Origin of the sequence: Vogesella margarita, from assembly GCF_028548475.1 — a bacterium.
Classification (GTDB): domain Bacteria; phylum Pseudomonadota; class Gammaproteobacteria; order Burkholderiales; family Chromobacteriaceae; genus Vogesella; species Vogesella margarita.
Genome location: NZ_JAQQLE010000010.1, coordinates 95,169 through 111,654, shown reverse-complemented (window position 1 = coordinate 111,654; position 16,486 = coordinate 95,169). Strand labels below are relative to the sequence as shown.

The following is a 16,486-nucleotide window of genomic DNA, read 5'->3' as shown; positions in this document are numbered from 1 at the left end:
CGAGGCCGCCGCGAGAGGCGGAACGAGCATGCAAGGCGTACCCGAACATAGTGAGATTGTCATCGTCGGCGGCGGGCCGGTTGGCGCGCTGGCGGCATTGCGGCTGGCACAGGCCGGTCGTGACGTGACGCTGATCGAGGCGCGGGCCAAGGATGCGCCGCTGCGCGATGCGCGTGCGCTGGCGCTGTCGTGGTACAGCCGCCAGCAGTTGGCCGCCGCCGGCGCCTGGCCGGACACGCTGCCGGCGACGGTGATCGACAGCGTGCACGTGTCGCAACAGGGTGGCTTCGGCCGCGCCGTGCTGACAAAGCAGGATCTGGGCCTGCCGCACCTGGGCGCGGTGGTGGATTACCCGGCGCTGACCGAGGCGCTGGCGACGGAGCTGGAGCAGGCCGGCGTGCGCGTGCTGTGGCAGGCGCGGGTGAGCAAGGTTGCGTCGCTGGCACGCTACGCCAGCGTGACGCTGACGCTGAACGAGCAGCAGCATCTGCTGACCTGCCGGCTGCTGGTGCTGGCCGAGGGCGGTGCGCTGGCGGAGTCGTTGCCCGGCATCCGGCGCCATGTGCACGACTACCAGCAAAGCGCGGTGCTGGCGATGGTCGAGGCCAGCCAGCCGCATCGCAATATCGCGTACGAGCGCTTCTCGGCGCAGGGGCCGTTCGCGCTGCTGCCGCACGGAGAGCAGATGATGCTGGTGTGGACGCGCAGCCACGAAGAGGCGGCGCGACTGCACGCCGCCGACGGCAGCGTGCTGCTGGCCGAGCTGCAGCAGGCCTTCGGCGAGCGGCTGGGCAAGTTCGTCAGCGTCGGTGAGCGCGCGGTATTTCCGCTGGCGTTACGCCAGCTCAACAGCGTGCACAGCGGCCGCGTGGTGATGATAGGCAACGCGGCACAGACCATGCACCCGGTGGCGGCACAGGGTTTCAACCTCGGCCTGCGCGACGCGGTGGGGTTGGTCGACGTGCTGCAAGGCGCGGCCGACCCGGGCGATGCCGCGCTGCTGCGCCGCTACGGCGCCGCGCGCCGCGTCGATAGCCACGCGGTGGTCGGCTTTACCCATGGCCTGGTGCGCCTGTTCGACGGCCAGGGCATCACGGTGAAGGCGCTGCGCGGGCTGGGCATGAGCGCCATCGACGCGGTACCGCCGCTGCGCAAGGCGTTTGCCGGACATCTGGTATTCGGTGTCGGCGTCTGATGCGGCCAACGTTGGCCGCAGGCATCGGACGCCGGACACAAAGAAAGAGAAACATGTCGGACAAGTTTGACGTAATCGTGGTAGGCGGCGGGCTGGTCGGCGCCGCGCTGGCCCTGGCGCTGGATAAGCAGGGCAAGCGGGTGGCGCTGGTCGAAGGCCTGGCCGAGCGCTTTGACGCGCTGGAAGAGGGCTGGGACGCGCGCATCTACGCGGTCAGCCCTGCCAACCGCGCCTTCTTGCAGCAGCTGGGCGCGTGGCCGGACGCCTCGCGTCTGGGTGTGATCGCCAGCATGGATGTCCGTGGCGACCAGGGCGGCCAGATCGCCTTTTCCGCCGCCGATGCCGGCGCCGAGGCGCTGGCATGGATCGCGGAAAACCGCTGGTTGCTGGCCACGATCTGGCAGAAGCTGCAGCGGGACAGCGGTGTCGAATTGCTGAGCGGGGTGCGGCCGCAGCTGTTGCGCCACGGCGCACGCGAGGCGGCCATCGTGCTCGACGACGGTCGCGAGCTGCAGGCGCAGCTGATCGTCGGCGCCGACGGCGCCAATTCCTGGGTGCGGCAGCAGAGCGGTATCGCCGCCAGCATCAAGCCCTACGGCCACAGCGGCGTGGTGGCCAACTTTACTTGCGAGCGGCCGCACGGCAATATCGCGCGGCAGTGGTTCCTCGGTGACGGCATCCTCGCCTGGCTGCCGATGCCGGGCAACCGCATCTCGATGGTGTGGTCGACCAGCCAGCCGGAGCCGTTGCTGGTGCTGGATGACGCACGTCTGGCGGCGGTGGTGGCAGAGGCGGGTGAACATGCACTGGGCGAGCTGACGCTGCTGTCGCCGGCGGCGGCCTTTCCGCTGCGCCTGATCACGCCGGACAACGTGATCGCGGAGCGGGTGGCGCTGGTCGGCGACGCTGCCCACACTGTGCACCCGCTGGCGGGGCAGGGCGTCAACCTCGGCTTCCAGGATGCGGCAAGGTTGGCCGCAGTGCTGGCTGGCACCCGCGATTGCGGCGAATGGCTGACGCTGCGCCGCTACGAACGAACGCGCAAGGAAGCGGTCAGAACCATGCAGCTGACCTGCGACGCGCTGTTCCAGCTATTCCACGCCAAGCAGGCGCCCGGTCTTGCCTGGCTGCGCAACGCCGGCCTTAACCTGACCAACCGCCTGCCCCTGATCAAAAAACAACTGGCCCGCCACGCGGTGGGTTTTTAACCAGAAGAAAGCACAATCATGATGCTGCCTATGCGCCGTTTTGCCCTTGCCACCCTGATACTGCCGCTGCTGGCCTGCTCCGCCTCCGCCGAGACACCGGACCAGGTGCGCGCCGCCTTCAAGAGCAAGTTTCCGCAGCACGAAGTCAGTAGCGTGCAGCCGGCGCCGGTGGCGGGGCTGTTCGAGGTGGTGGTGAAGATGAAGCAGCAGGGGCGCGCACAGTACAGCGTGGTGTACACCGACGCCAAGGTGGACCACCTGATCACTGGCGACCTGATCGACACCAAGACCCGCACCAGCGTGACCGAAGAGCGCCTGGCAGAGCTGAACAAGGTTACCGTTGACTGGGCCAAGCTGCCGCTGGACAAGGCGATCAAGGAAGTGCGCGGCAAGGGCGAGCGCAAGCTGGTGGTGTTCTCCGATCCGGACTGCCCGTTCTGCAAGAAGCTGGAGCGCGAATCGCTGAGCCAGCTGGACAACGTGACCGTGTATACCTTCCTCTATCCGCTGGCACAGCTGCACCCGGACGCGCCACGCAAAGCGCGTCAGATATGGTGCAGCGGTGATCGCGCTGGCAGTTGGCTGGGCTTCATGCGCGAGGGCAAGGCGCCGGGCGGCAGCGACAAGTGCGCGACGCCGCTGGCCGAAATCGCGGCGCTGGGCGAGCGCTTGGGCATCAGCGGTACCCCGGCGCTGGTGTTCCCGAGCGGTGAACTGGTGGCCGGTGCCATTCCGCTGGCAGAGATCGAGCGACATCTGGCGGCAAAATAAGCAGGCTGCTTGAACGAAGACGGGAAGGTGTTTGCCGGCGCGGTGGTTGACCGTACGGCAAGGCTTTCCCTTTTTGTTTGGGTGTTGTTTATCTCAAATGCATTAACTGTGCATGAGTGGAATATTGCATCCCGATTTATGCGTATTAATTATCCTGACTGGCTTGTTGCTATTTGTAGCACCAGCGTGTTGGCTTTTAAATCATCGTTGACAACGATGGCGGGACAACTAGGCTGAAAACAGTAGCGACAAGGGCGAGAGCGGGCCTTGGGTGCATAAGTCCGCTATGCTCTGTTGGTAAGCTCAGCACCGTTGGCTGGTTTTCGGTCGTGACCGCGCATTTTTGCTGCTGTTTTGCGCCCAAGCTGGCAAAATTCATTACACTGCTGCAGTGAGTGCATTGTTTTTAAAGCTGTTTTATAGAAATTTCAATTGCTGTTATCACTTTCTGCGGCGTGACGCCTGGCACCCAACCGGAATTGAGCGCAATTTATGACGTTTATAAAAAAATCGATGGCAACAAGTAAAGGTTTTACCCTGATTGAATTGCTGCTGGTGGTGGCGGTTGTCGGCATCCTGGCGGCGATTGCGATGCCGGCTTACTCCGCTTATATCCAGAAAAGCCGGCGCACCGATGCGACGGTGGCGATTCGGGCGGTCCAGTTTGCGCAGGAGAAGTATCGCGGCAATAACACCACATACGGCTCGCTGACCGATATCGGCATGCCGGCGACGACCGAGAGCGGCTATTACACCATTGCCGTCGGTAGTGCCACCGCCACCGGCTATGTGGTGACGGCCACGGCGGTGTCCGGCAAATCGCAGGCATCGGATACCGGCTGTACCGCGATCCAGCTGCAGCAGGCGGCGGGCAGCATCACCACCACGCCAAGCGCGTGCTGGAGCAAATGACATGAAGCATCCGGCTTGTACGACAACAGGTGTTGGCCGGGGCTTTACCCTGATCGAACTGGTGGTGGCACTGGCCATTACCGGCATCCTGCTGGTGATGGCGGTACCGGTGCTGAATGAACAGATCGACAAGCGGCGCCTGATGGCGGTGGTCGATGCCATTTATGGCGACATGCAATATGCGCGTTCGGAAGCCATCCGCAACAACCAGAACGTGCAGATCAGCTTTAGCGGAGGCGCCAGCTGGTGCTACGGCATGATTCTGGGGGCAACGGCCTGCGACTGTTCTGTGATGGCCAGCGGCACCGGTTATTGCGCACTGAAACGGGTGGACTATCTGGACTTCCAGAAGGTGTCGATCCCGGCGTCGGCGGGGATCAGCTTCAGCAGCAACAAGACCGGCTTCGACCCGGTGCGCGGCGTGGCATTGAGCACCGGTCACGTCATCATGGAGTCGGCACTGGGCAAGCAGGCGCAGGTGAACCTGGCGCTGCTTGGCCGCATCAGTGTTTGCGCGCCGGCGGGTGTCGGGCTAACGGGGACCTATCCGGCATGTTGAAACCTACCCGGCAGCGCGGCTTTACCCTGATCGAGCTGATGGTGGCGCTGGTAATCGGCCTGTTGCTGATGCTGGGGCTGACCACCTTTCTGATCAACAACATTCGTAGCAATAGCGACACGTTGAAAGCGATCCGCCTGAATCAGGAAATGCGTGCCACCATGATGCTGATGAGCCGCGAACTGCGGCGTGCCGGTTATTGGGCCAGCACCGCGTCCGCTACCAACCCGTTCCAGACCATGACGACCTCTACCGCCGGCTGCGTGCTGTACAGCTATGACCGCAATGCCACGGCATCGACCACGGTGCCCAGTGATGTGAAGTACGGGTTCTTGCGCGCGAGTGGCGCGGTCTATATGCGCAGCAGCGGGTCGAGCTACACCTGCACCCCGGGGGCAAACAATGTCTGGGAGGCAGTGACCGATGATGCAGTGGTCAATATCTCGTCCTTGAGCTTTGTGCCCAGCAGTGCTTCCGGCTCCATCGCCATCACCCTGGTGGGCGAGCTGAAAAATGCCAGTGCGGTCAAACAGACACTGGTGGAAACGGTCAAACTGGAAAATGGCCCGCTTACCTTCAATTGAGGGCTTGCAAGATGCGTAACCCGATCATGATTTCCGTATCAAAAGCACAGCAAGGCATGGCCACGCTGACCATGTCGCTGGTGGTGCTGTTTCTGACCAGTCTGATGGTGTTCTATACCAGCTCCGGCATGCTGTTCGAGATCAAGACCGGCAATAACCAACTGTACCAGTCGAAGGCGCTGGAGGCTGCCCGCGGTGGCGTGGAGCACTCGATGGCGTGGCTGGTCAACAGCAGCAATACCAGCAGCCTGGCGTGGACGGCAGATGCCACAGGTCCGAGCGGCACCAACCAGAAGGCGACGGCGGCATCGTTTCCGTCCTCGGTGAGCAGCCAGACTATCGGCTCTTACGCGGTGGCGGTCTCCTTATGGCGCAACTCCGCGACGCCAACGATTCTGGAGGTGAGTGCTGTTGCCAGCGGTGATGCCAATGCCACCATCCGTCAGCGAATCCGCCTTGGTACCACCACGGTGACGACGACTACGCCGAACTCGCTGAATATTGCCACGGTGGCGCCGATCGTAATCAAGGGGGGGCTGAGTGGTATTACCGGTACGCCGGACGTTTACCCCAATACGGCGGGCGGTGCTGCAATTGTGACGTCTTCAACGAATTCGTCCGAGATCGATACCGGGCACTTGAATTTGCATGGTGGCACTATCAGCTATGGCGCTTTTACCGGCACCGCGTGGGATTACATTTTTCCGAATACCACCAAGGTACAGATGAAAGCGGAGTCTGAAAAGCAGAAGTTGCTGTCAGACCCCAGGACCATTTTTTATTATCCCGGCAGTTATACGCAAATGCCTTGGGAAATCTCCCCGTGGAGTAGCAATAAGATCGTTGGGTCTTCAAATAATGCAGTTGTTATCATTTTTGATGAAGGTGCAGGCTGTCCGAAGATAAACGGTAATGTGACCATTTATGGGGTTGTTTATTATTATGACGATTGCAATCAGAATGGCTGGGGTGGCGCCACCATTTACGGCAGCATGATTGCGGACCGACCTATTACCAAACTTACGGCTAATACTGACTTTATCGGGTGGTCGGTCAATAGCGGTACTGGAACCATCACGCTGCCGCCGATCACTACCACGACAACTGCACAAACCTTCGCCAAGTTGGCCGCATCGTGGAGAGACTTCTGATGGCCCGTGTCGGTCCGTGGCTGCCGAAGCAGACTGGCTTCAGCCTGCTGGAGATGCTGATCACCATCATCGTACTGGCCAGCGGCCTGCTGGCGATCGCCAGCATGTATGGCGCAATCCTGAATGCCAATACCCTGTCCAAGCAGCGCAGCGAGGCGGTGGTGCTGGCAGAGAAAAAGCTGGAAGAGCTGCGCGGGCAAAGCTACGCCAGCTTGGTGTCGGCAACGGATACGGTTACGGCTGCCAGTTCCAGCGGCAGTAGCGCCAATTACCAGCGTAGCTGGTCGGTGACTGCCGCCAGTGGTGGGTTGGCCTACAAGGATGTCGGCGTGACGGTAACGTGGACCGACAGCAAAAACCAGTCGCAGAATATCGTGCTGTCGACCCGTATCAGCAATGTCAGTGCCACGCCGGTGACAATCCCGTAGCATAGATATTGAGAGTAGGTATTGGCTTTGGCTTGAGAGTAAGCGAATTACCGCGAGATCTACGGGATTACTGGCGATCATGAAAACAGGGCGTAACTCAAAGTTACGCCCTGTTTTTATTGCTGGCATCTTGCCGCGCGGATTTCCGTCGGCTTATGCCTTGACCACGTTGGCCGCCGGCTGCAGATACTTGCCGCGGCTGTCCACGATCAGGTCGCTATGCTTGCTGATCAGCTCGTAGTCGAAACGGTCGTGATCGGTAGCCAGCAGGATGCAGTCGTAGGCGGCCAACGTTTCGGCGCTCAGCGGCACGCTGGACAGCTCGAAGTGGTGTTCGCGCATCTTCGGGAACACCGGTACGTGCGGGTCGCTGTAGCTGATGTCGGCACCCAGGTCACGCAGTTTTTCCATCAGAAACACCGACGGGCTTTCGCGCATGTCGTCGACGTTCTTCTTGTAGGCGATACCCAGAACTAGAATCTTGCTGCCGTTGATCGCCTTCTTGCGCTGGTTCAGCGCCGCAGCGATCTTGCTGATCACGTAGTCCGGCATCGACGAGTTCACTTCGCCGGCCAGCTCGATGAAGCGGGTGTGGACGCCGTATTCGCGTGCCTTCCAGGTCAGGTAGAACGGGTCGATCGGGATGCAGTGGCCGCCAAGGCCCGGGCCCGGGTAGTAGGGCACGAAGCCGAACGGCTTGGTGGCGGCGGCGCGGATCACTTCGTGAATGTCGATGCCCATCTTGTCGGCGACGATCTTCATCTCGTTGACGAGGCCGATGTTTACCGCGCGGTGGATGTTTTCCAGCAGCTTGGTCATCTCCGCGGCGCGGGTGGACGACACCGGTACCACCTTGTCGATCACCGCGCTGTACAGCGCCACGCCGACTTCCTGGCAGGCCTCGGTCACGCCGCCGCACACCTTGGGAATAGTGCGGGTGGTGAAGTCGGGGTTGCCCGGATCTTCACGTTCCGGCGAGAACACCAGGAAGGCGTTCTCGCCAATCTTGAAGCCGCGCGATTCGATGCGCGGCAGCAGTTCTTCGTCGGTGGTGCCGGGATAGGTGGTCGATTCCAGCGACACCAGATGGCCTTCGCGCAGGTAGGGCACCAGGCTGTCGATGGTGTTGAGGACGAAGGACAGGTCCGGTTCGCGGTACTTGTTCAGCGGGGTCGGCACGCACAGGATCAGCGCGTCGGCTTCCGGCGCGCGGCTGAAATCGGTGGTGGCCTCGAAACCGCGCTCACGCGCCAGCCGGATGCTGTCAGCGCTGATGTGCTCGATATAGCTTTTCCCTTGCTGCAGGCTGTCGACCTTGTTGTTGTCGATGTCAAAGCCGAGGACCTTGTAGCCGACTTCGGCAAAGCGCAGCATGAGCGGCAAGCCGACATAACCCAGTCCGACGATGCCGATCACGGCAGACTTGTCCTGAATGCGGGAGAGGAAGTTCTGTTTCACCAAGAGTCCAATACACAAAGCAGTGCCCGCCACGGACACTGTCTAAAAGCGGAAAAAGTTAGTGCCGAATTGTGCTACCAGCCCCTGAAAAGAACAAGCATTGGCAACGCTTTCGACGCGTATTTTCTGGGGCAGGACGGAGAGTCGGGACGGCTTGTCCGTATCAGGCGGGCAAAACGGATTGGGTATTGGCATCATGCCGAAAAGCCGACAAGGCCGGCCACGAGGTAATCGTGACCGGCCTTGTCGGTGTTGGTCTGTTGTGGCCGCACTGGGTGGTGCCGCTTGTGCTGTCTGCGATCAGGCCATCAGCGATTTAACGAGGTTGATGTAGTTCTGCATTGCTTCCTCGGCGTTTTGACCCTTCAGCTTTTCCCATGCGTCGTACTTGGCGCGGTTGATGAAATCCATCATGCCCGGGCGTTCGCCGGTGACATCGCCGGAGGTGGCCTGCTTGAACAGGGAGTACAGCTGCAGCATGGTCTGGTTGTCCGGGCGCTCGGCCAGGGTGGTGACATCTTTTTGTGCTTGTTCAAACTGGGTCTGCAGATCGGACATGTTGACTCCTTGCGAAAGTGAGCGGCATTCGGGATGCCGGCTTGTTCATGTGTTGTTTGCCCTGCATGGCAGCAGCGGTGGCTACCAGGCGGTTTATAATTTACCATGAAACGATCGTTTTAAAACGGTCTGATTGCGGGTGCCGGCCCTGTTTCTGTTTTCGCCAAACAGAGTGCGAAGCAGTCCCATTCTTGTCCTGGCGGGCGGGGCGTCTTTTTTTGCCGAATCTTCCCATTCATATGTAATTTTTTGTTTCAAAGTAAACAATATGTGCTGCTTGCCGGCTCGATCTCGGTTTACTGTAAGTGAATGGCGCTATGACAGCCCGGCATGATCGTTGCCTTCTACGGGGCCGTCAGACTCACGAACTGTTTCTGCTAAGGAAAAATGAATGACGGATGGCTCAATGCCCCCCGCCGACCAGGTACAGCAGCTGCAAGCGCAACTGGCTGCGGCACTGGCTGAAGTTGCCCACCTCAAGGAAAAGCTGGATGCCGCGCTGGACGGCACCGGTATCTGCATCTGGCAGGGGCACCCGCAAACGGGCGATCTGACCGTATTCAACTACCAGAACTTCGAAGTCGGCGATATGGCGCCGAACTTCAGTCTCTGGCTGTCCAAGCTGCACCCGCACGACAGGCAGGCGGTGCTGGACAACTACTACGCGCATCTTGCCGGCAAGACGCCGTGTTACGAGGCGGTGTACCGCACCTTTACCCCGGACGGCGGCGTGTGCTGGCTGTGGGACCGCGGCCGGGTGGCGGAGCGGGATGAGGCCGGGCGACCACTGCGCATCCTGGGCGCCCACCGCGACATCACCCAGGAGAAGGAGCATGAGGCGCAGCTGGCGATGCAGGCGCGGCTGGACCCGCTGACCGGGCTGGCGAACCGTCGCGGCCTGCTCGACTTCCTGAAGAGCATCGGCCGTCGCGGCGGCAGCTACGCGCTGGCGATGGTGGATGTCGATCACTTCAAGCAGTTCAACGATCTGCACGGTCACGATATCGGCGACCGGGTGCTGATCGCCATTGCGCGTAGTCTGTCTGCGCCGTTGTCCGACTACGACCTGTGCGGGCGCTGGGGCGGGGAGGAGTTCCTGCTGGTGCTCGGCAATGCCGACATGGCGGCCGCCAATGACGTCGTGGTGCAGTTGCATCAGGCGGTGCAACGCCTGACGGTCCATTCCGGCGAGCAGGAATTGTCGACCACGGTCAGTATCGGCCTGACCGTGCGCCAGCCGGGTGAAAGCTTCGACGAGGTGCTGCTGCGTGCCGACCGGGCCTTGCTGAGTGCCAAGCGCAAGGGCCGCAACATGGTCTGTCGCCGCTAGCGCTGCCGGCCGGACATGGCCGGGTACGAGCCGGACTGGCGGCCAGAAAATGAAAAACGCCCCGTTACGGGCTTGCCGTAACGAGGCGTTGTAGCCGGATGACGCGGCTTAGTTCATGCCCGGCATGGTGTAGCCTTCGATCTTGGCGGCGCTGACCAGCTTGGTCAGGTAGTCGTGCATTGCCTGACGGCCGGCCATCTCGTTCAGGTATTGGCCCAGACGATCCTTGATGTCCTCGAAGGCGATCTGGCCGCCTTCGTTGCGCGCGTTGACCTGGATGATGTGGTAGCCGAACTGGGTTTCCACCAGGTTCGGGGTGATCTGGCCGGCGTCGGTACCGAAGACCGCTTGTTCGAATTCCGGCACCATCTGGCCGCGGCCGAACTGGCCGAGATCGCCGCCCTGCTTGCCGGACGGGCAGGTGGAGTGCTCGCGTGCCAGGTCGGCGAAGCGCGACGGGTTGGCCTGGACTTCGGCCAGTACGCCTTCTGCCTTGGCGCGAGCCAGGGTGGCGGACAGCTCGTCGCCGCTACCCAGCGGGAACAGGATGTGGCTGGCCTTGGCGCTGTCGCCTTGCTTGAATTGCTGCTGGTTGGCTTCGTAGTAGGCGATGCAGGCGGCTTCGTCCGCCGGAACGAATTGCAGTTCCTTGTCGAGCAGGGCGCCGATGGCCTGGCCTTCGTTGGCGGTGTCGAAACCGCTTTCCCGGGCCTGTTGCAGCAGCAGCTGGTGCAGTACCAGTTGCTGGATCGCGGCGTCGCGCGGGCTCGGGGTATCGGCGTGATTTTCCAGCTCGGCTTGTACCATTGCGTCGGTAATTTCAACGCCGTTAACGATGATGGCCATGAGGTGTCCTGTCTGATGGTGGCACCGTGGTGCCGGTTTTGAAATGAGTGCAGTGCAGGTGGGGCTGACGGGCGGAATCTCAATCCCGCGCTGCCGATTTCTCTGCCCCCGCTTGCGGCCAACCTTGGGCCGGGCGCGCGGTGCCGGAAGGCGGCCCCGTAAAAACTGCGCGCTATCTTAGCACGGTGGTGTGGTTTGCCGTGATGCTCCGCCGCGCAGGGCACAGTTTAGAGTCGCTAACAAAACCTCGCAGCGCGTCTGAGCCAAGGCGCGCCGACGCAGGCAGTACAAGTCGTACGGCAAGGAGGCGCAACGCAGGATCAGGGGTTTTGTTAGTGGCGCTTAGCGGTGGCCATGGTGACAGGCCAGCACCGCGCGCACGGTATTGAGGTGGATGGCGACGGTGTCGCTGATCGGCACCGCGTAGCCGCCGGCCATCATCACCGCCAGCGGCCACTGCCGCGCCTCGCACAGGGCCAGCACCTGTGCGTCGCGCGCCTGCAGGCCATCCATGCTCAGTTGCAGTCGTCCGAGGCGGTCGCCCCGGTACGGGTCGGCGCCGGCAAGATAGAACACGATGTCCGGCGCAAAGTTGGCCGCAAGCTGCGCCAGCGCCGGCGTCAGTGCTGCGAGATAGGCTGCGTCGCCACAGTCGTCGGCCAGCTCGACATCCAGCGTCGACGGGCTGCGGCGAAACGGAAAGTTCTTGGCGCCGTGCAGCGACAGCGTGAACACCGAGGCGTCGCCGGCGAAGATGGCGGCGGTGCCGTTGCCCTGGTGCACGTCGAGATCGATCACCGCCGCGCGGCGGATGCGGCCTTCCTGCTGCAGCACGCGGATGGCGACCGCGACGTCGTTGAATACGCAGAAGCCGCTGCCCTGTTGGCGGTTGGCGTGATGGGTGCCGCCGGCCAGATTGATGCCGTGGCCGTGCAGCAGCGCCGAGCGTGCCGCGGCAATGGTGGCGCCGGTGGAGCGGGCGCTGCGTTCGATCAGGGCGGCGCTCCACGGCAGGCCGATCTCGCGCATGACCGCCGGGGCGATGCTGCCGTCGAACATGGCGTGGATGTAGCCGGCGTCGTGGGCCAGCGCCAGCTCGGCCGGCGTCGCAGCAGGTGCCGTCGCCATGTGTGCGGCGGCGATGGCCTCGACCGCATGCGCCAGCAACGCGTACTTCTCGGCCGGAAAGCGGTGGCCGTCTGGCAGCGGCAGCGGGAACTGGTCGGTGCGGTAGATCTGCATCAGTCCGCCTGCAGCAGGGCGAAGCGCGGCACACTGCGGCCGTCGACGGTGACCATTTCGCAGAACATGGCCAGTGGCCGCACCCACAACGCGCCTTCGCCGTACAGCGGGCGGTACACCACCAGCTGTTCGCCGCTTTCGGAGTGGGTGGCGACGCCGATGACCTGGTACAGCTTGTCCTTGTAGTGGCGGTAGGTGCCGGGTACGACGGTGGCGGGCATGGTGACTCCGGTGAAAAACGGGTGGTTAAGGGGAGCAAGGTTGGCCGCAACTGCGCCGTTGCCGCTTTAGCGCCACTAACAAAACCCCTGATCCTGCGTTGCGCCTCCTTGCCGTACGACGTGTACTGTCTGCATCGGCGTGCCTAGTCTCAGGGGCTCTGCGAGGTCTTGTTAGCGGTGCTTAGTCCGGCAGATGGCAGCTGCGCCCTTGCTCCAGGTGTTTGACCGCGCTGACGATCAGGTAGTCCCGGCCCTGGCGCGCATCGTACCTGGCAAACAGCGCGAGGTAGGTCGGCCGTTGCGGATCGAGGCCGGCGCCAAGCAGGGTGGGAATCACCGGCTGCGGATTGTCTGCCGCATCGACCAGCAGGTAGCGATTCTTGGCGGCGTCGCAACGGGTGAGCACCAGCTGCGTGCCGTGGCGGCTGACGGTGCCGATGAACAACTCGTTGCCCAGCGCCGGCAGGCTGCACAGCAGCAGGATGGCAATACGCAGCATGGTTGCTCCTTGGTGACGGCGTGCGGCCAACGTTGGCCGCACGCACCGGTGTTACCAGAGGACCTTGACGGTCTGTTCGCCCAGCCAGTCCTGCAGCGTCAGCAGCAGGCCGTCGTCGAGGCGCACGCCCCATTCCGGCGGCAGCATCAGGTCGCCGCGCGCCTGGCCGTTGTTGTAGCTGATGCGTACCGGGCAGCCGGCGTCCTCGCTGCGGTACGGCGTCAGGATGTTGCGCAGGGTGGTGACGTCGTGGCGCTTGTCCATCTGCACCGCCAGGCTGCGCGCGTAGCGGCTGCGCGCCTCGCCCAGCTCGTACACGTTGTCGGCGATGATGCGCAGGCCGCCGGAGAACTTGTCCTCGCTGACCTTGCCTTCCACCACCAGCACCACGTCGTCCTTGAGCCGGGTGCGGTTGGCGTCCACCGCCTCGGCAAACAGGCTGACCTCGATCTTGGCGGTGCCGTCGTCCAGCTGCACGAAGGCCATCTTGCCGCGGTTGCCGACCTTGGTGCGGATGCCGGTGACGAAGCCGGCCAGCAGCTGCGGCTCGCGCTTGGGGCTGAGGCGGTTCAGCGGCGTCTTGATGAAGCCACGCACCTCTTTTTCGTAGGCGGTGAACGGATGGCCGGACAGGTAGTAGCCAATGGCGATCTTTTCTTCCGCCAGCTGCACCGCCGGCGTCCACGGCTTGCAGTCCACCATCTCCACCGGCGGGGCGATGTCGTCGTCGAACATGTCGAACAGCCCACCCTGGTTGACGTTGGCCGCAGCCTGGTCGGCGGCGGTCATCGCCAGGCCAACGTTGGCGAACAGGCGGGCACGGTTGGGGTCGATGCTGTCGAAGGCGCCGGCGCGGATCAGCGACTCGATCACCCGCTTGTTCACCAGCTTCTTGTCGGTGCGCTGGCAGAAGTCGAACAGGCTGGTAAACGGCCCGCTGGCATTGCGCACCGCGACGATATGATCGACGGCCGATTCACCGGTGCCCTTGACCGCGCCCAGCGCGTAGCGGATGTGCTTGCGGTCGACCGGCACGAAGCGGTAGAAGCTGTGGTTGACGTCGGGCGGCAGGAATTTGAGGCCGTTCTTGCTATCGATACTGTCGTCGTAAAAGATCTTCAGCTGGTCGGTATTGTCCAGTTCCGACGACATGGTGGCGGCCATGAAGGCGGAGGTGTGGTGCGCCTTCAGCCAGGCTGTCTGGTAGGACACCACCGCATAGGCGGCAGTGTGCGACTTGTTGAAGCCGTACTCGGCGAACTTCGCCATCAGGTCGAACAGCATTTCCGCGAGCTTGGGGTCATACCCCTTGATCTTGGCGCCCTCGGCAATCTTGCCGCGGTGTTCGGCCATCTCTTCCGGCTTCTTCTTGCCCATCGCGCGGCGCAGCATGTCGGCGCCGCCCAGGGTGTAGCCGCCGATGATCTGCGAGATCTGCATCACCTGTTCCTGGTACACGATCACGCCGTAGGTCGGATCGAGACAGGCTTGCAAGTCGGGGTGGTAGTAGTCGACCTCCTGCTTGCCGGCCTTGCGCAGGATGAAGTCGTCGACCATGCCGGAGCCGAGCGGGCCCGGACGGTACAGCGCCAGCACCGCAATGATGTCTTCGAAACGGTCCGGCTTCAGCTTTTCCAGCAGCCGCTTCATGCCGTCCGATTCAAGCTGGAACACGCCGGTGGTGTTGGCCTGCTGCAGTACCTTGTAGGCGGCCGGGTCGGTGAATTCCAGCAGGTTGATGTCGGTGGTGAAGCTCGGGTCCAGCGCCTTGATGTAGCGCACCGCCAGGTCGATGATGGTCAGGTTGCGCAGGCCCAGGAAGTCGAACTTCACCAGCCCGATCTGCTCCACGTCGTCCTTGTCGTACATCGACACCGGTACGGTGTCATCGCCGGCCGCCTGGTACAGCGGGCAGAAGTCAGTCAGCTTGCCCGGCGCGATCAGCACGCCACCGGCGTGCATGCCGATGTTGCGGGTCATGCCTTCCAGCTTTTTCGCCAGTTCCCACAGCTCGCGCAGCTCTTCCTCGTTGTCCAGTCGCTGCTTCAGCACCGGCTCCATTTCCACCGCGTCATCCAGCGAGTACTGCTTGCCCGGCGCCGCCGGGATCAGCTTGGACACGCCGTCGCAGAACATATAGGGCAGGTCCAGCACGCGGCCAACGTCGCGCACCACCGCCTTGGCGGCCATGGTGCCGAAGGTGGCGATCTGCGACACGGCCTCGGCGCCGTAGCGCTGGCGCACGTACTCGATCACGCGGTAGCGGTTGTCCTGGCAGAAGTCGATATCGAAGTCGGGCATCGACACCCGTTCCGGGTTCAGGAAACGCTCGAACAGCAGCGCGTAGGCCAGCGGGTCGATATCGGTGATGCCGAGGCTGTAGGCGACCAGACTACCGGCGCCGGAGCCACGGCCTGGCCCCACCGGGCAGCCGTTGTTCTTGGCCCAGATGATGAAGTCGGCCACGATCAGGAAGTAGCCGGGGAAGCCCATGTCGATGATGGTCTTGCACTCGATTTCCAGGCGGGCGTCGTACTCCGGGCGCCGGACGGCGCGGACTTCTGGATCGGGGAACAGTTTTTCCAGCCGCGTTTCCAGCCCTTCGCGCGACAGGTGTACCAGGTAGTCGTCCAGCGTCATGCCGTCCGGCGTCGGGAAGTCCGGCAGGTAGTTCTTGCCCAGCTGTACGCTGATGTTGCAGCGGCGGGCGATCTCGACGCTGTTCGCCAGCGCCTCCGGGATGTCGGCAAAGCGCGCCAGCATCTCGTCGGTGGACAGGAAGTACTGGCACTCGGCAAAGCTCTTCGGCCGCCGCTTGTCAGACAGGGTGTAGCCCTCGGCGATGCACACCCGCGCCTCGTGCGCCTTGAAGTCGTCCGGGTCCATGAACTGGATCGGATGGGTGGCGACGACCGGCAGCCCGGTTTCGCCGGCCAGCCACAGCGTGGACTGCACGATGTTCTCGACCTGCTGGTTGTCCAGGCGTTGAACTTCAAGGTAGAAGCCGCCGGGGAACAGGCGCGCCCAGTACTCAGCGCGGGCACGGGCTTCGTCGGGGTTGCCGTTGCTGAACGACACGCCGATATCGCCCAGATGGGCGCCGGACAGGCACAGCAGGTTGCTGTTGTCGCCTTGCTCCAGCCATTCGCGCTTGATCTCGGCGCGGCCTCGGTACTGGTTGCCGGTATAGGCGGCGGCCAGCAGCTCGGACAGGCGGCCGTAGCCGGCGCGGTTTTTCACCATCAGCAGCAGGCGGAACGGCTTGTCGCGATCGTCCTCGTTTTCCAGCCAGATATCGCAGGACACGATGGGCTTGATGCCCTTGTTGCGGCAGGACTTGTAAAACTTGACCATGCCGAAGAGGTTCATCAGGTCCGACATGCCCAGCGCCGGCATGCCGTCCTTGACGGCGCGTTTGACCGCGTCATCAAGGCGCACGATGCCGTCGCTGATGGAGAATTCGGAATGGAGGCGGAGGTGGACGAAGCGCGGTGAGTTCATCGCGCCATTGTAGCGGGGCAGGG

At 62.7% G+C, this 16,486-nt stretch carries 17 protein-coding genes; 10 read left to right on the top strand and 7 right to left on the bottom strand.

Annotation, left to right across the window (positions count from 1 at the left end; genetic code table 11):
- Nucleotides 1-28: 28 nt before the first annotated feature.
- From PQU96_RS11735 to PQU96_RS11695, 9 genes are all read left to right on the top strand, one after another.
- On the top strand, nucleotides 29-1,195 hold the full coding sequence (locus tag PQU96_RS11735) for an FAD-dependent oxidoreductase (protein WP_272772543.1): 1,167 nt from the start codon (nucleotides 29-31) through the stop codon (nucleotides 1,193-1,195).
- Nucleotides 1,196-1,248: 53 nt separating this feature from the next.
- Nucleotides 1,249-2,403, top strand: coding sequence for a UbiH/UbiF family hydroxylase (locus PQU96_RS11730; protein ID WP_272772541.1), 1,155 nt, complete (start codon nucleotides 1,249-1,251; stop codon nucleotides 2,401-2,403).
- Between the two features lie 18 nt (nucleotides 2,404-2,421).
- Complete coding sequence (locus PQU96_RS11725; RefSeq protein ID WP_272772540.1) at nucleotides 2,422-3,174, top strand: DsbC family protein; 753 nt, start codon at nucleotides 2,422-2,424, stop codon at nucleotides 3,172-3,174.
- 9 nt (nucleotides 3,175-3,183) lie between these two features.
- Entirely contained in the window at nucleotides 3,184-3,411 is a 228-nt protein-coding gene (locus PQU96_RS11720; RefSeq protein ID WP_272772539.1) for a hypothetical protein, read from the top strand.
- A gap of 255 nt (nucleotides 3,412-3,666) precedes the next feature.
- Nucleotides 3,667-4,086 (top strand): type IV pilin protein, encoded by a 420-nt coding sequence (locus PQU96_RS11715; RefSeq protein ID WP_272772538.1) that lies wholly within the window; start codon nucleotides 3,667-3,669, stop codon nucleotides 4,084-4,086.
- 1 nt (nucleotide 4,087) lies between these two features.
- Nucleotides 4,088-4,645 (top strand): GspH/FimT family pseudopilin, encoded by a 558-nt coding sequence (locus PQU96_RS11710; RefSeq protein WP_272772535.1) that lies wholly within the window; start codon nucleotides 4,088-4,090, stop codon nucleotides 4,643-4,645.
- Nucleotides 4,639-5,229, top strand: a complete 591-nt coding sequence (locus PQU96_RS11705) for a PilW family protein (RefSeq protein WP_272772533.1) — start codon at nucleotides 4,639-4,641, stop codon at nucleotides 5,227-5,229. The genes PQU96_RS11710 and PQU96_RS11705 overlap by 7 nt, the downstream gene beginning before the upstream one ends.
- An 11-nt stretch (nucleotides 5,230-5,240) precedes the next feature.
- Entirely contained in the window at nucleotides 5,241-6,380 is a 1,140-nt protein-coding gene (locus PQU96_RS11700; RefSeq protein ID WP_272772531.1) for a hypothetical protein, read from the top strand.
- Nucleotides 6,380-6,808, top strand: coding sequence for a type IV pilus modification PilV family protein (locus PQU96_RS11695; RefSeq protein ID WP_272772530.1), 429 nt, complete (start codon nucleotides 6,380-6,382; stop codon nucleotides 6,806-6,808). Before PQU96_RS11700 ends, PQU96_RS11695 begins: the two co-directional genes overlap by 1 nt.
- 153 nt (nucleotides 6,809-6,961) lie before the next feature.
- Here PQU96_RS11695 and PQU96_RS11690 read toward each other — a convergent pair whose 3' ends face one another.
- Both PQU96_RS11690 and PQU96_RS11685 read right to left on the bottom strand, forming a co-directional pair.
- Nucleotides 6,962-8,266 carry a nucleotide sugar dehydrogenase gene (locus tag PQU96_RS11690; RefSeq protein ID WP_272772529.1) on the bottom strand — a complete coding sequence of 435 codons (1,305 nt, stop codon included), beginning with the start codon at nucleotides 8,264-8,266 and terminating at the stop codon, nucleotides 6,962-6,964.
- A gap of 300 nt (nucleotides 8,267-8,566) precedes the next feature.
- Nucleotides 8,567-8,824: an acyl-CoA-binding protein gene (locus PQU96_RS11685; RefSeq protein ID WP_272772528.1), complete on the bottom strand. Its 258-nt coding sequence runs from the start codon at nucleotides 8,822-8,824 to the stop codon at nucleotides 8,567-8,569.
- A gap of 391 nt (nucleotides 8,825-9,215) precedes the next feature.
- On the opposite strand from PQU96_RS11685, the gene PQU96_RS11680 reads away from it, so the two are divergent.
- Nucleotides 9,216-10,154 carry a GGDEF domain-containing protein gene (locus PQU96_RS11680; protein ID WP_272772527.1) on the top strand — a complete coding sequence of 313 codons (939 nt, stop codon included), beginning with the start codon at nucleotides 9,216-9,218 and terminating at the stop codon, nucleotides 10,152-10,154.
- A gap of 108 nt (nucleotides 10,155-10,262) precedes the next feature.
- Here the strand turns inward: PQU96_RS11680 and PQU96_RS11675 are convergent, their stop codons facing one another.
- The 5 genes from PQU96_RS11675 to dnaE all read right to left on the bottom strand — a co-directional run bounded on the left by PQU96_RS11675 (nucleotide 10,263) and on the right by dnaE (nucleotide 16,463).
- Complete coding sequence (locus PQU96_RS11675; protein ID WP_272772526.1) at nucleotides 10,263-11,000, bottom strand: peptidylprolyl isomerase; 738 nt, start codon at nucleotides 10,998-11,000, stop codon at nucleotides 10,263-10,265.
- Nucleotides 11,001-11,342: 342 nt separating this feature from the next.
- Nucleotides 11,343-12,242 carry a histone deacetylase family protein gene (locus tag PQU96_RS11670; protein WP_272772525.1) on the bottom strand — a complete coding sequence of 300 codons (900 nt, stop codon included), beginning with the start codon at nucleotides 12,240-12,242 and terminating at the stop codon, nucleotides 11,343-11,345.
- On the bottom strand, nucleotides 12,242-12,463 hold the full coding sequence (locus PQU96_RS11665; RefSeq protein WP_272772524.1) for a DUF1653 domain-containing protein: 222 nt from the start codon (nucleotides 12,461-12,463) through the stop codon (nucleotides 12,242-12,244). The genes PQU96_RS11670 and PQU96_RS11665 overlap by 1 nt, the downstream gene beginning before the upstream one ends.
- Before the next feature lie 181 nt (nucleotides 12,464-12,644).
- On the bottom strand, nucleotides 12,645-12,962 hold the full coding sequence (locus tag PQU96_RS11660; RefSeq protein WP_272772523.1) for a hypothetical protein: 318 nt from the start codon (nucleotides 12,960-12,962) through the stop codon (nucleotides 12,645-12,647).
- A gap of 51 nt (nucleotides 12,963-13,013) precedes the next feature.
- On the bottom strand, nucleotides 13,014-16,463 hold the full coding sequence (gene dnaE, locus PQU96_RS11655) for a DNA polymerase III subunit alpha (protein ID WP_272772522.1): 3,450 nt from the start codon (nucleotides 16,461-16,463) through the stop codon (nucleotides 13,014-13,016).
- Between the last annotated feature and the right edge of the window lie 23 nt (nucleotides 16,464-16,486).